This window comes from Yoonia rosea, assembly GCF_900156505.1.
Lineage (GTDB): Bacteria > Pseudomonadota > Alphaproteobacteria > Rhodobacterales > Rhodobacteraceae > Yoonia > Yoonia rosea.
In genome coordinates, this window is sequence record NZ_FTPR01000003.1 from 61,907 (window position 1) to 76,323 (window position 14,417).

A 14,417-nucleotide genomic window follows, 5' to 3' on the forward strand; every position below is an offset into this window, starting at 1 on the left:
CGCGATCTGGCGTCAGACTTTGCACATCGGTCAGTTCGCTGCGGCCGCTTTTTTGCGGCGCAACAGCTTGAAAGCGGGCAGGAGGATCAGGAAGATTGCGATCACCGTGATAGGCCCTGCGATTGGTCTGTTCAAAAAGATCATCGGGTCACCTGACGACAAAAGCAAGGATTGACGCAATGTTGGTTCTGCAATCGGTCCAAGCACAATCGCCAGAACGGCAGGCGCGAGGGGATAATCGAACTTGCGCATGAAGAACGCCCCAAGTCCGAAGATCACGATCAACCACAAGTCATGCATGCTGCGTGACGCTGCAAAACCACCGACAATGGACAGCACAAAGATCAGCGGGGCAAGGATAGTGAACGGCATCCGCAGCATCCACACGAACAGTGGAATGAACGCAAGGTTGATCAGAACCGCCGCCAAATTCGAGATATAGAAGGACCCGATCAGGCCCCAGACAAACTCGCTCTGGTCAAGAAAAAGGCGTGGGCCCGGCGTGAGGCCCCAAATCACCATCCCGCCCAGCAGGATCGCAGTCGTCGGCGAGCCGGGAATACCCAGTGTCAGCATCGGCAGCATAGACCCCGTCGACGCTGAGTTATTGGCGGCCTCGGGGGCCGCAACCCCGTCAGGGGAGCCTTTGCCGTATTCTTCCGGGGTCCGCGAAAGCATCTTCGCAACACCGTAAGACATCAGTGAGCCGGGTGTGGCGCCCGCCGCTGGCAAAACACCGACAAAGAAGCCGAGGAATGAGCCAATCAATGTCCCTTTCCAGCCCTTTTTCGTGGCTTCCTTGGAGTCCGCGATCAAACCCTTGGCGGTCATCTTGGGGTTTGTCGTTGTGACCTCACCGCGTGTTTGTTCGATCGTCCAGATCATTTCCCCGATGCCATAGACACCGATGGCCAGGACGATAAAGCCGATCCCGCGCAGGAACCCCTGTATGTCAAAAAGCACCAGCCGGGGTTCGCCCGAGATCGTATCAAACCCGACAGTCGCAAGCACCAGACCAAAGCAGATCGAAAAGATCGTCTTGGGGATATCATCGCCGCCAAGGCCGACAAAAGTTGCAAAGGCCAGCAGCATCAGGGCGAAAATTTCGGGCGGACCGAACGAAAGCGCCATCGTCGCGAGCAATGGCGCAAAGAGCGTGAAGAGGACGGTCGCGACGGTGCCGCCGACAAATGACGCCAGCGCCGCAGTCACCAAGGCCAGACTGGCCCGCCCCTGAAGCGCCAGTGGACGCCCGTCGAACGTTGTGGCCACGGCGGTTGATGCCCCGGGTATGCCCAATGTCACTGACGAAATCGCACCGCCATACATTGCGCCATAGTATATGGCAGCAAGAAAGATGATGGCCGAACTGGGTGGCACCAGAAACGTGATTGGCAAAAGGATTGCTACGCCGTTCACCGACCCCAAGCCGGGCATCGCGCCGATAAAGAGCCCGACAGTCACACCAATCAGGATCAACATGAGATTGATCGGCATAAGTGCCAGCAAAATGCCGTCGGCAAGAGATGAGAAAACTTCCATGATGGTCCTCGGTTCGCGGCTGCGTCAGTAAATGATGTCGTACATCACATCGAAGAATGGCTGGGTGAACGGCATGCCTTGCGGCATCGAAATCTGCATCGCGCCTTCGAAGAAAAAGAACAGCGCAATGGGCAGGACAATTGCCATCGCCAGTGTCAGCAGCCACGAATGCCTGCCCAGAAAACGCAGGTAGTAGACAAGGAAAAGTCCAACTGCGCCGTACATCGACACCACAGAAATCATGGCGACAAATCCAACAACGCCGCCGCCGACAAGTAGCACCGTCTGCCATCCAAAACGGTCCATAAGAGGCTCATCCGATACGGATGCCGGGCTTTTGCCGCGCCACCAGTTCCACGCGATGGCACAACAGCTTAGGAGCATGCCCACAGACAACCAGAATGGCCAAAACCCGCCACCCGGCCCTTGGCCGCGAATGTAACCGATGGGAAGTTCAGCGCTCTTCCACATCAGGTAGAGTGAAAAGAGGGCAAGAAACCCTGCGAGCGATATCTCACCTTGGCGCATGTCTGCCCCCTTTCCTTTAGTGTGGCTTAGCTGTCAATTTCGGACAAAAGCTGACGATGGTTTGCAACCTGCGTTGCCCAGTAGGCGCGGGTTTCTGCTTCATCCATCGGCAGGGGCGACAGGCTTTCAGAGACAAGGTAGTCCTGCCAGGCGTCGCTTGCGTAGACCTGACCGAAGATGTCCCGGTAATAGGCTGCAGCTTCGTCCGACATGCCGGGTGCACCGACAATGGCCCGCTGGTTATAGTACGAGAAATCGTGCCCCAATTCCTTGATCGTCGGCACGTCAGGGTAGGCGTCCATACGTGTGTCCGAGAAGGCAAGGAGCGGGACGAAATCGCCGGCCTCATAGAAACCCTTGGCTTCTGCAGGGTTGTTCACTGTCGCCATGATCTGCTGACCGGCAAGATCTTTGGCCACAGCGCCACCGCCATCGTAGGGGATGTACTTGATATCGAGATCATAAGCACTGGACATATAGGCAATCACGATCGAGTCTTCCTGACCGGCCCCTGTGCCGCCCATCACATACTCACCGTCCATCTCACGGACTTTCGCAAGAAAACCGTCAAAGTCCGTAATGCCTGAATCCTTGTGCACCCAAAGCACGAAAGGATCGACACCCATCATCGTAATCGGCGTAAAGGTTTCGATATCAATACCCAGTGCTTCTTGGCGGATTGGTGTTGTGTAGAAAGAGTTCAGCGTCACCATCAGCGTATGGTCGGGATCACGGGCATCATTGAGATGCAACAGTGCCTCGGCGCCGGAACCGCCGCCACGGTTGGTCGGGATCAGGGGACGGTTTGTCATATCGTTTGCTTCGACAACAGACTGCACGAAGCGCGCGATCTGGTCTGCGCCGCCACCGGGGCCAGCCATGATTGTGAAATCAATCGGGCGGGTAGGCTGCCACTCCTGCGCGAGGGCAGAAATGGGAAGCGTTGCAAGGGTGCCACCGACGGCCAGCCCCAGAAAAAGCCTTTTAGTGAGTTTCATAATATATTCCTCCGTGTAGGGTCCGGACGTCCGGACATGCAGTTTGCGCTTGTTGCGCGGTTTTTTATTTTGTTTGCGGGTGTTGCCCCGCCGTCTTGGGCCGTAGCGCGGCCCGAGAGTGTTTCAGTGGGCCATGAGGATCGGCATGTCCGTCTTGTCCACGATGCGTTCGGTGTTGCCCCCAAAAAGCATCTCGGTTTCATGGCTGTGGCTATAGGCCCCGATGACCAGAAGGCTTGCGCCGATTTTCTTGCTCGTTTTAAGCAACTCGGTTGCGGGGTCTTTCCCCTCAAAGCGCACGATCTCGGCGGTGATGCCGCGCAGCGCATAGTAATCGATGAGTTCGTCCACGCCCGGGCCCTGCGACTGAGGCTTGCCACCCGTAAGAATGCTGACCTTTTGGGCTGCGTGAATAATGTCGAGAGAAGAGGCGACGGCACGGGCAGCAGGCAGCGAACCGTTCCAGCCGATTGCGACGTGCTGGGTGAAGGTCTCATCGGGCTGCAGTTGCCCTGGGCAAATCAGAACGGGCCGTCCCGCGCCATAGAGTGCAGCCTTCAGCGAACTCTGGCCGAGGTTCCGTTCGCGCTGCGGTTTCGGCAGAACAATCAGGTCTGACAGCCGGCCAGCGTGTTTGACGACATCCGCCATGCGCCCGTTTTTTTCGGTGAATGTACAGATGACAGACCCGTCATCGCCACCATTCTCACTGAGACCGAATTCACGCGCCAGACGGTGCAAGATGCCGCGCAGGTGGTCCTCTTGCCGGTTCGCAAGTTCGACGGCCTGCTCCATCATGACTTTGCGTGCGAAGTCATTCAGAGGAATGCCTGTTGGCATCAGATCTTTGGCCTGTGCACGGCAATGAACGACATTGACCTGTGCTTGGTGTTGCCTGGCAAGCTCGGCTGCATGTGCAAGCACGGTTGCGACCATGCCATCGCCACGTACGGGTACCAGGATGGACTTTATCATCGCTAAGAACCGCCTTTTGTCTTCTTGCGCTATCCCAACGCATCACATTCATAGAGCGAGTTCAGGCACCAAGGTGCAGCTTTTCGCTGTTATAGTTGTATGAAGCGCGCAATATTCTTTCGTCAAGTATTTTTCCTGCGAAACTTAGTTTCAGTTACCTTTTGTTGAGGTTTTATAAGCCTTTGTAAAATATTTGTTTTTCGGTACGCAGAAGTATACAGCTCAGTGAGAGTGCGAAATGCTGCTTTCTTGGTCATCTCGCGCAGTCAGCGGCATCTTGTCGCGGAGACGAATCGTCTAGGCAGGCGCCGGAACGCTTACGCCTGATTCGCTCTCAGGGTGTTTCGGGGGAAATTTGCTACAATTCAGACGTGCACGTCGCCCGCCGTGTCACCGTCCATTGTCGGTATCGGTGATTTCGCCGGTTCCGCAGATGTTTACCCTGCCTTAGCCACCGCGCAAATTCCGACGTAGCAAATTGGTATGCAGGCGGGAAAGTATCTTGTCGCATGTATCGCGCATTTAGACCCAGAAGAGATCGTTAGTCAGAAGATAAAAGGCGATTTGAAACTGCGCACAACAACCGCGCCCGCCGTCGGCGGCTGACATCAAAGCCCATTTGCGAAACCCCTAGTAGGGGTTTCTGGCGTCTCGCTTGTCAGAGAGGGAATCCTGACGCCGTACGACCAGAAGCTCAATCGCGTCTGCAAGATGTTCGCGGTCGATGTTGCGATCGCCTTTCGCAACGCGGATGCGGTGGGCTTCGATCATCACATCGGCATGGCGGCATCCCTCCGGGGGCTCGAACCGGTAGGAAGCCAGTTCAATGCGTAGCCCTAGCGGATCGCGGAAGTAGATCGAGTCCATGAAGCCCCGGTCTACCGGGCCCGAGTGGCTGACACCGCGCGTATCAAGGCGTGATGCGACCTGCCAGAAAGTCGCCTGACTGACATTCAGGGCAAGATGGTGAAGCGATCCAGTTGCCTCGGGCACCGGTGTCGCGTCGGGCTTGCGGGTTTCATTGGTGAAGATCGTGATCAGGCGACCATCACCGGGATCGAAGTAGAGATGACCCTCATCTGGATCGTCGAGATTTGGCTGGTCAAAAATGAAGGGCATACCCAGCACGCCCTCCCAGAAATCAATCGACGTTTGGCGGTCTGCGCCGATGATCGTGATGTGGTGGACGCCTTGCGTCTGAATCTTGCGCAGTTCATCTGGCATAGCGATCTCCGTTCCTTATTCCTGCCCCTTCCTAGCCGTTTATTGCGGCTTGCGCCAATCAGCTGGCGCGCAGGTGATGTGCGCGAGTTGGGGTTTCCTTTTATTTCGCAGGCATAAGGACCGGCATGTTACGCGTGGAAAAGATACGGCATTTGGTGGCGACCGTTCACAAGGCCCGGACGATCGGCCGGGCTTCTACACGGTTCATGATGCGCACCGGGCGCGATGTTCAGCAGGGCGCGCCTTCATCGGGATCGTGGATATGAATGTCTTATCTGCGGCGCGTCGGCGACTGCGATAGTTGACTGCGCAAAAACCACACGGATAGATCGCGTAACTTCTTGGTCGTGTGACCTGTTAACTCCGTTTTACCGTACAGCGCTTGGTCATTGTGTTATTTCAACAGCATGGACATTGTTCTGATCACGACTGTTATCGCCTCATTGTTCCTCGTCATCGGGGTGGCAGAGCCTTTGGCGGCAAGACTGCGCCTGCCTTACAGTGTGATTCTGGCGGCCATCGGTATTCTGATCGGTGTTGGCGCGATATTCTTCTTGCGGACAGACCTTACCGACGCGCTTAACCCGGTTGCCGAGGCGATCCTTGGCCTGCCGATCCGGTCCAATGTCTTTCTTTATATCTTCCTGCCGACGCTATTGTTTCAGGCGACACTCGGGATGAACCTGCGCCGGATGCTTGAAGACTGGGTGCCTATTCTGGTGCTCGCTGTCGTCGCCGTTGTCGTCGCCACACTGAGCGTCGGCTATGCTCTGTCATGGGCCAGCGCCCTGCCGCTGGCGGCCTGTCTCTTGATCGGGGCAATCGTGTCGACAACGGACCCTTCTGCCGTGGTGTCGATCTTTCGGTCAATCTCTGCGCCGCGGCGGCTTGCGCGGATCATCGAGGGTGAGAGCCTGCTGAATGATGCAGCAGCCATCGCGCTCTTTGGTCTTTTTATGGGGTTCGTGATGCTGGGTGTGCCGGATCCGAGCCTCGCAGACGCGCTTGCACGTTTTCCGCTATTGATTGCTGGCGGTGCATTCACGGGGTGGTTGGCTGCGCGGATCGCTTTGTGGTTCATGGCCCTGTTCCGTCGGCACGAGCTTGCCCAGCTCTCGATCTCTGTCGCATTGCCGTACCTTGCCTATATCGGCGCAGAGCAAAGTATTGGGGCCTCTGGTGTCATTGCTGTGGTATCTGCCGGGCTGACGCTTAATCTGACCGGGCCCGGACGTTTGCAACCACAGGCCTGGACAAAACTGCGCGAGCTCTGGGATATTCTGGCGCATTGGGCAGGCGCGCTCATCTTTATCCTCGCAGCATTGCTGATCCCGCGACTTCTGGAAGAGGTGCGCGTCGCCGATTTCTTGTTGGTTGGTGTGGTTATACTTGCTGCCATTGCCGCGCGTGTTGCGATCCTTTTTGGTCTGTTGCCGTTACTGTCCGCGTTAAAGCTCTCACCTTCGGTCGAACGGCCTTACCGTGTCGCAATCCTCTGGGGTGGCTTGCGGGGCGCAGTCACTTTGGCTCTCGCGCTTGCAGTCACCGAAAGCTTCCGTGTGCCAGACGGGATCCAGCGTGTGGTGGGCATCCTTGCGACTGGTTTCACGCTTTTCACACTGATCGTTCAGGGTGCCACGCTGCGCTGGGTTATCGGGCGGTTGGGGCTCGACCGGCTGTCACCGATCGACGAGGCGCTCTCGAGGCAGGTCGTCGCCGTTGCCCTGCAGACGGTGCGTGAGGACCTCGCGCGCACCACGGAAAACTATGAGCTCAGCCATGATATCGTCCGGTCCGAAGCAAAGGGATTTGGGGAAAGACTTGAAGAAGCCGTGAAGACGGCAGAGGACAGCGCGGACATTCTGGATCGCGACCGGATCACGCTGGGTCTTATCGCGCTTGCGGGCTACGAACGTGACACCATCCTTGTCCGGTTGCGCGAGCGCACGATCTCGGCCCGCATGGCGGAACAAGTGCTTTCGGATGCCGATCGTCTGATCGAAGGTGCGCGTTCCGACGGGCGCAGCGGCTACAATCGCGCTGCAAAGCGCAGTGTCACCTATGGGCGCGCATTCCGTGCGGCGGGGCTGCTGCACAGCCGGTTGCACCTGTCACTCCCACTGGCGCGGCTCACAGCGGACCGGTTCGAATTGCTCTTGTCGCAACGGCTGATCCTGCGGGATCTGGGCGCATTTATTGATGGCCGCATCCGCCGCATCCACGGACGGCGGGTGGCAGACCTTTTGCGGGATTCTTTATCGCGCCGGATTGACGCGGTCGAAACCGCCCTCGAAGGTCTCAGGTTGCAGTATCCCGGCTATGCCGAAGAACTTGAGCGGCGCTTTATCCGCCGCACAGCACTGCGGCTGGAAGAACGTGAATATGCAACGATGCGCGAGGATGGCCTGATCGGGGCTGAAGTTTACACCAAGCTGATGCAGGATCTCGATCAGCGTCGTGCGGCTGCCGAAGATCGTCCTCAGCTGGACATCGCGCTTCAACGCTCTGAACTGGTGCGTCAGTTTCCACTTTTTGCCACCTTGGATGAGCCCGACCTGAAGCGGCTCAGTCGTGTTCTCAAGACACGCTATGTGAATGCGGGGGACATCATTATCGGCAAGGACAGCACTGCCAAAAGTGTGTTCTTCATCGCCTCAGGTGCGGCAGAGGTCGAAACAGCTGGTCAGACATGGCGCCTTGGACGCGGTGAAATGTTCGGGCAGATGGCCATTCTGATGCGCAAGACACGTCGGACCGAAGTGCGTGTCATTACGCCGTCGACCCTGCTGGAGCTGGACGAAGCGCGGTTCCGGCGTCTGCTGGGCCGGAGTGCAACGTTACAGGAAGCGGTGCGCGAGAGCGCTGAAAAACGCGGGATTGCACCCGATGATTTGTTCGCTGATGCAGATGCTTAGTTGTTAATTGCGCATATCAATGCACCGCAGGGCCAGCGGCGATAAGCTGAGCAAGTGGTCTTGTTTGGGCATCAACGCGCCGGCGCAGCACCTCGAGCGTCATGTCGTCATCTTTGACGAACTCCAAAAACATTTGGTTGAGGTTGTTGAACAGCAAAACACCCAACGGTCGAGGATCCAGATCCCGCCGTACGGTGCCCCGTTCTTGCAACACTTGAACCAAATCAGTCATTTGTGCCGCAAGTCGCTGGTCTAGTTCAAAGTAGCGGCGACCGTTCGGCGTACCCGGGGCCTCGATTGCCAGTGCCATGGCAGTGCGCCACATTTCCTTTGTCAGATACTCCAAGGAGTGGTCGTAGTACGCAAATATGAGGGCCAAAAGCGCGTCATCCACCGCCTGGGGTGGATCGGCCAGAATGGTCAGGCCTGCATCGAGGACTTCCTCAACCTCCATTGCAACCGTGGCCATGAGGATATCCCCTTTGGTCTGGTAGTAATTGTAAACTGTCCCGACCGAGACTTCTGCCATGTCAGCCAAGTCCTCGATGCGGACGGCGCGATAACCGTCTGCCCGAAATTTGGTCACGGCGGCCTCCAAGATGCGCCTTTCGCGGTCAGCTTTCTGTTTTTCGCGCAATCCGGCCATTTGTTTTCCTTCTAGCTCTTGGTGCACTGACGAAAATTAGTGTTGACTACAAAGATGAATGACTTCAACTTTTTTATCAAGAGCCGCGCAACAAGCGGTCAGACATCAAAACAATAGGGAAGAATGGACATGACAAAACTGACTTCTACACTGCTTGCGACGACTGTCCTGACTTGTGCGGCAGGTGCTGTCACGGCGCAGGAACAGCTGAATGCACTTGTCTGGTGCGACCACATGGACCCCGCGCTGATCGCCCCGTTCGAGGCAGAGCACAACGTCACGGTGAACCTGCGCGAATATGAAGGCACCGGCGCTGCTCTTGCACTTCTTGACCAGTCGCGCCCCGGTGATTGGGATGTGCTGGTCATCGACGGTATCGATGTGTTTCGCGCGGTAGATGCAGGCATCCTCGCACCGCTTGATGATACCCAATTGCCGACAGCGGATTTTTTCCCGGAGGTCGTGATGGAAGGGGTCAACACGGTTGACGGTGTCACCTACGCCGTGACCGAAAAGTTCGGTTACAACACGATTTCCTACAACGCCGCCAACGTCGATCCTGCGGATATGGAATCGCTGTCGACGGTATGGTCGGAAAAATACGACGGCCGGATTTCGATTTATGACTACTATCTGCCCGTGATGGGTCTTGCCGCGATCTCGCAAGGGATTGCAACGGCGGATATCGGTAGCGACAATCTGGATGCGATCGGCGAGGTGATGGGCACCATGCGGTCGCGCGCGGCCTCGGTTGCAGGGGTTGTTGCGGCGCAGACCGCACTTGCCACAGGCGAGGTCGATATTGTCGTCGGTGGTGGTGAGTGGCTGACGGCTGTGCTGGCCGAAGAACAGCCCGATCTGACATGGACGATCCCGTCCGAGGGGGCCGTGCGCTGGACCCAGTCGATTGGCGTGGTTGAAGGAACGCAGCAACCGGATCTCGCACTTGAGTTCGTTAAGTATATCGTCAGCCCCGAAGGGCAGGCACGACTGGCGACGTCGTCCTGTTTCTGGGGGATGCCTGCCAATGCTCTGGCCGGTGACTATCTGACCGACGACCAAAAGACTGTTTTGCGTTGGGACGATCAGCCGGATTATCTGGCTCTGACCCAGCTTTATCCGGCACCTGACGATGCGCTGGACGCAGATATGCAGGACATGTGGCTCGACACGCTGTCACAGTAAGGCAGTGCCGTTGACCGCCACGGGACAGCGCGCGCAGGGCTGGGGGTTTGTCGCCCCGGCCTTGTTGTGGACGTTTGCATTCTTCATCGTGCCTTTCATTGTGATGGGCGCGATGAGCCTTGCAACGTTGGACGGGCGCACGCTGATCTGGGGGCTATCTTTTCAGAACTATGCAGAATTGGCGGAAAAGCGTTTCTTGTGGCGCGCGATCGTCGTTTCGCTCGAAATCACACTGACGGTAACGGTGGTTTCGGTTGTGCTGGCCTATCCGCTGGCGTGGATCATCGCGTTTAATGTGCCGAAGCGGTGGCAGCGATTGGCACTGCTGCTTGCGATCCTGCCGTTCTGGACATCGTACGTTGTAAGATCATACGCATGGCTGTTGGTGTTGGCGCGTGACGGGGTGGTCAACCAGACCATGCTCAATCTGGGCCTGATCGCCGAGCCGTTGACGCTGGCCAATACGCGGTTCGCAACCGTGACAGGCTTTGTCCACTTTTTTGTTATGCTGCTGACGCTGACGATCTACGCCAATCTGGTGCAGCTTTCGCCGAACTACCGCCGTGCCGCACAGGACCTTGGGGCGAGCGCGTTTCAGACCTTTCGGCATGTGATCTTGCCCCTCACGCTGCCTGGCATTGTGACGGGGGCTTTTCTGACCTTTGTTTTGTGCATCGGTGACTATGTCACGCCGCAGATTCTGGGTGGTAATACCGAATTAACAGTGCCGCAGGTGATCATGGTCCAACTCGGACGGCGCGCGGACTTTCCCTTGGCGGCAGCCTTGGCAATCGTGCTGATGGGCATTGTGACAGTGGCTTATCTGGCTGCTGCACGCTGGCTGCGATTGGACCGGATATGATGCGCGTTTTGCCTTGGGTTTACCTAGCGGTCGCTTTCGTGTTCATTTATCTGCCGGTCGCGACACTTGTCTTGTTTTCATTTCAGGACGGACAATTGCCGGTGCCGCCGTTTAACGGGCCCTCGTTGCGCTGGTATGCGGATGTGCTTGGCGACAGCCGCCTGACGGCAGCGTTGATCAATTCGGTTCTGGTGGCTTTTGGCGCATCCTTGATCGCGGTGACCCTCGGATTTCTGGCAGCTTACGGTTTGGCGCGTCACGTGTTGCCTGGCTCGGCACTCATCCGCGCGCTGTTGATCGCGCCATTGACCGTAAGCTACCTGATCGTAGGGCTTGGGTTGTTGATCGTCTTGACGCAAGCGGGTTTGGGCTTGTCACTGATGACCGCCGGGATAGGACACGTCGTCATTAACCTACCCTTGGCCTTTGCGATCATTTTTGCAGCGATGGGCGCACAGCAGCAAAATGCAGAACGTGCCGCGCGGGATCTCGGGGCAAATGAGATACAGGTGATCTTGCTGGTCACAGTTCCGATGCTGGCCCCTGCGATCGGGGCCGCCTTCTTTTTGTCGATGACTTTCAGCTGGGACGAATTCATCATCGCGTTTCTGCTGACCCGTTTTGACGTGACACTTCCGGTTGAAATCTGGTCGATGCTGCGCTCGGGGCTTTCGCCGCGGCTCAATGCGATTGGCAGCCTTGTCTTTCTTGTCTCGATCGCCGTGGTCCTGACCCTTGAACTTTTTGTATTCCGGAAACGCCGCGCATGACTGCACCTGTCACCTTGTCCGGCCTGAACCACTGGTTCGGCACCTATCAAGCACTTGATGACATCAATCTGGAAATCGCGGCGGGCGAGTATGTGACGCTGCTTGGCCCGTCGGGGTGCGGCAAGACCACGCTGCTGTCTGTGTTGGGTGGATTCATCGCGCCAAGCGAAGGAAGTGTGATGATCGGCGGACGCGACATGACACGGGTGGCGCCCGCCAAGCGTCCGACAACCACCATGTTTCAGGACTATGCCCTTTTTCCGCATATGAGCTTGCGCGAAAATGTCGGCTTTGGCTTGCGCATGGCGGGGATGGGCCGCGCAGAGCGCGACCGTAAGGCTGATGCGCAACTGTCGCTGGTCGGTTTGGGTGACGACGCGGGAAAACGCCCGCACGAACTTTCGGGTGGCCAGCGCCAGCGGGTGGCGCTTGCGCGCGCCCTTGCTGTGGAACCGGATGTGCTTTTGCTGGACGAACCGCTTGGTGCGCTTGATCTGAAACTGCGCCGCGCAATGCAGGATGAACTCAAAGCAATCCAGCGCCATGTCGGCACGACCTTCGTGCATGTCACCCATGATCAGGAAGAGGCGATGGCGATCGCGGACCGCATCGTCGTCATGAATGCTGGTCGCATCGAAGATCACGGTGCGCCCGCACGTATCTATCGCCAGCCAGCCAGCCTCTTTGCAGCAGACTTCATGGGCGAGATGAACCATATTCCCGTGCAAGTCACGGAGCACGGCGTAGAGACCCCGTTTGGCCGTCTGCAACTGCCCGCCGCCCCAAAATGCGGCCCCGGGACGCTGTGCCTGCGGCCCGAGGCGATTGGCACCACTGATGCACAGATCACGCTTGGACCGGCGCGCGTCCGGGATGCGGCGTTTTTCGGCACCCATATTCGCGCGCATCTGGTCCCTAATGCGGCCCCCGATCTGGTGTTGATCGCGCATCTCCCGCCCGTTGATATGCCGGCAACTGGCGATGTGCTGGTGATCTCCGCCGGTGCTGATACGATTAGCATCTTTTCCAAGGAGCCTTAGCAATGGAGCGCGCCCGCCCTGAAGACTGGTATCGTCTGCAAACCAAAGCCGACGGTGTCACTTTGATAGATGAGCCGTTTATCCAGCCGTTTTACCGCTGCAACATGTGGCATATCCGCGGTCGTGATCGGGACCTCCTGGTCGACAGCGGTATGGGTGTCGTGTCGCTGCGTGAGTGGGTGCCGCTGGTGACAGAACGCGCCCTGACGGCCGTCGCCAGCCATACGCATTTTGACCACATCGGCTGTCATCACGAATTTGATGATCGCTGTGTGCATCACGCAGAGGCTGACTTATTGGCCGATCCGACACGTGAAGCCACGCTGGCCGATCCCTACGTCACCGACGATATCTTTGATCGCTTGCCACCGGCGCCATACCAATCCGCGACCTATCGCGTGAAATCTGCGCCTGCGACCCGTCTGTTGGCCGATGGCGATATTGTCGATCTGGGAGATAGGCAGTTCGAGGTGATCCATACGCCAGGCCACTCTCCTGGTGGCATAGCGCTCTGGGAGGCGGCGACAGCAACGCTTTTCTCGGGTGATATCGTTTATGACGGACCGCTAATCGAAGATACCTATCATTCGGACGCTGCGGATTATTTCCGATCCATGGTGCGGCTTTACGATCTGCCAGTGCGCGTTGTGCATGGCGGGCACTTTCCGAGCTACGATGGTGCAAGGCACAGGGCTATCATCCGGGCGTGGCTTGATGCGCATGAGACACGACAGTGACTTTGTCGCCGGTGCAAGCCCATCGCTGGGCGGTGATGCCAGACCAATTCGGAGACGCGGCAGATACATGAAATCGCCAAAAATGAACCTGCCACAACGCGGGGACATGTGGCAGGTTCTAGGTTTCTGGATTTCCCAGATTTGAGACGGGGACAGAAGTCTCTATGTATGCTGAACACGTCAGGCCAAGAAAGGTTCCACCCCAAAACGAAAAAAAATGTCGGCATGGCGTGTGAGAGGAACCAACTGCCGCAAACGCCGCTTCATACCGGAACTGGCAAGTGTGGGCTTATAAGCAAGGGAGTGCGGGTGGCCGCGTCTTCACAAACGATCATTGCCATACGTCTTCGAGATTTCGGCGGTCGTGTTGCGCAGGAATTGGTCCGGCTTGAAAAGCACGTTATTGGTATCGACCGCACTTTTTGCATTGCGCGCAATGACACGCGGGCCCGCACAGGCAGCAGTGGCCAACACAGCGCCCGCGAACAGAAATACTCTGACAGAGCGGTGTAACGTGTGATCGTTCAAACTTCTGGTGCGTCTTTCTTTGGCATCAGGCCGTCCACGTCTTTATACTGTCTTGTGCGATCATCCCGGATCCCTTTTCTTGATTTCGCGCGAAATCATATCGGCAGTTGGCCACGACAGGGCGCAGCCGACCACGACAGAGGCCCCGATGGCCCACCAGTTTATGACGCCGAGTGACACTGCGACGGTGGCCAGACCACCTGTCAGGACCGCGCCTGTCATCAACGTCAGAATGAGACTTTAACGATCCGTTGTCTTGTCCTTTCCATTCGTGTGTTCGGCACCTTCCGCTTAATTCATCAAGTCCTGATAGAGCACGTGAAAGCGGCGGTGTTGCGATGCATCCTTTTCCAGATCAAGCGCACCGCGCTGATCACCGGTATGCGTGTCTTGCGGACGCGTGGCGTGCATCACCATCTCGTCGCAAGCGCGGTCAAATTCCGGTCTGACATGTTTCATGTGATCTC

The 14,417-nt window shown here is 57.3% G+C and carries 15 protein-coding genes; 7 read left to right on the plus strand and 8 right to left on the minus strand.

All coding sequences use genetic code 11. From position 1 onward, the window contains the following. Window positions 1-30: 30 nt before the first annotated feature. From B0B09_RS14855 to B0B09_RS14875, 5 genes are all read right to left on the minus strand, one after another. On the minus strand, window positions 31-1,542 hold the full coding sequence (locus B0B09_RS14855; protein WP_055295662.1) for a tripartite tricarboxylate transporter permease: 1,512 nt from the start codon (window positions 1,540-1,542) through the stop codon (window positions 31-33). Window positions 1,543-1,566: 24 nt separating this feature from the next. Further along, entirely contained in the window at window positions 1,567-2,070 is a 504-nt protein-coding gene (locus B0B09_RS14860) for a tripartite tricarboxylate transporter TctB family protein (protein WP_076660738.1), read from the minus strand. A gap of 26 nt (window positions 2,071-2,096) precedes the next feature. After that, a complete protein-coding gene (locus B0B09_RS14865) occupies window positions 2,097-3,068 on the minus strand; it encodes a Bug family tripartite tricarboxylate transporter substrate binding protein (RefSeq protein WP_076660739.1) in 972 nt (323 codons plus the stop codon). A 123-nt stretch (window positions 3,069-3,191) separates the two neighbouring features. Beyond that, window positions 3,192-4,043 (minus strand): universal stress protein, encoded by an 852-nt coding sequence (locus tag B0B09_RS14870; RefSeq protein ID WP_076660740.1) that lies wholly within the window; start codon window positions 4,041-4,043, stop codon window positions 3,192-3,194. A 630-nt stretch (window positions 4,044-4,673) separates the two neighbouring features. Then, window positions 4,674-5,255: a VOC family protein gene (locus B0B09_RS14875; RefSeq protein WP_076660955.1), complete on the minus strand. Its 582-nt coding sequence runs from the start codon at window positions 5,253-5,255 to the stop codon at window positions 4,674-4,676. A 419-nt stretch (window positions 5,256-5,674) separates the two neighbouring features. Here B0B09_RS14875 and B0B09_RS14880 point away from each other — a divergent pair, with 419 nt between their 5' ends. Further along, a complete protein-coding gene (locus tag B0B09_RS14880) occupies window positions 5,675-8,182 on the plus strand; it encodes a cation:proton antiporter (protein WP_076660741.1) in 2,508 nt (835 codons plus the stop codon). A gap of 16 nt (window positions 8,183-8,198) precedes the next feature. Here B0B09_RS14880 and B0B09_RS14885 read toward each other — a convergent pair whose 3' ends face one another. After that, a complete protein-coding gene (locus B0B09_RS14885; protein ID WP_076660742.1) occupies window positions 8,199-8,828 on the minus strand; it encodes a TetR/AcrR family transcriptional regulator in 630 nt (209 codons plus the stop codon). 129 nt (window positions 8,829-8,957) lie between these two features. On the opposite strand from B0B09_RS14885, the gene B0B09_RS14890 reads away from it, so the two are divergent. From B0B09_RS14890 to B0B09_RS17810, 6 genes are all read left to right on the plus strand, one after another. Continuing rightward, window positions 8,958-10,013 (plus strand): extracellular solute-binding protein, encoded by a 1,056-nt coding sequence (locus tag B0B09_RS14890; RefSeq protein ID WP_076660956.1) that lies wholly within the window; start codon window positions 8,958-8,960, stop codon window positions 10,011-10,013. A gap of 4 nt (window positions 10,014-10,017) precedes the next feature. Continuing rightward, the gene (locus B0B09_RS14895; protein WP_076660743.1) at window positions 10,018-10,875 is read left to right on the plus strand and encodes an ABC transporter permease; all 858 of its coding nucleotides are present in this window, start codon (window positions 10,018-10,020) and stop codon (window positions 10,873-10,875) included. Continuing rightward, on the plus strand, window positions 10,872-11,645 hold the full coding sequence (locus tag B0B09_RS14900; RefSeq protein ID WP_076660744.1) for an ABC transporter permease: 774 nt from the start codon (window positions 10,872-10,874) through the stop codon (window positions 11,643-11,645). The genes B0B09_RS14895 and B0B09_RS14900 overlap by 4 nt, the downstream gene beginning before the upstream one ends. Next, window positions 11,642-12,685: an ABC transporter ATP-binding protein gene (locus B0B09_RS14905; RefSeq protein ID WP_076660745.1), complete on the plus strand. Its 1,044-nt coding sequence runs from the start codon at window positions 11,642-11,644 to the stop codon at window positions 12,683-12,685. The genes B0B09_RS14900 and B0B09_RS14905 overlap by 4 nt, the downstream gene beginning before the upstream one ends. A 2-nt stretch (window positions 12,686-12,687) precedes the next feature. Then, window positions 12,688-13,422, plus strand: a complete 735-nt coding sequence (locus B0B09_RS14910) for an MBL fold metallo-hydrolase (protein ID WP_055295679.1) — start codon at window positions 12,688-12,690, stop codon at window positions 13,420-13,422. Window positions 13,423-13,590: 168 nt separating this feature from the next. After that, a complete protein-coding gene (locus B0B09_RS17810) occupies window positions 13,591-13,935 on the plus strand; it encodes a hypothetical protein (RefSeq protein WP_131825035.1) in 345 nt (114 codons plus the stop codon). Between the two features lie 75 nt (window positions 13,936-14,010). Here the strand turns inward: B0B09_RS17810 and B0B09_RS14920 are convergent, their stop codons facing one another. Both B0B09_RS14920 and B0B09_RS18015 read right to left on the minus strand, forming a co-directional pair. Then, entirely contained in the window at window positions 14,011-14,172 is a 162-nt protein-coding gene (locus tag B0B09_RS14920; RefSeq protein ID WP_242654468.1) for a hypothetical protein, read from the minus strand. Between the two features lie 69 nt (window positions 14,173-14,241). Beyond that, on the minus strand, window positions 14,242-14,409 hold the full coding sequence (locus B0B09_RS18015) for a hypothetical protein (protein ID WP_165689339.1): 168 nt from the start codon (window positions 14,407-14,409) through the stop codon (window positions 14,242-14,244). Window positions 14,410-14,417: the final 8 nt, after the last annotated feature.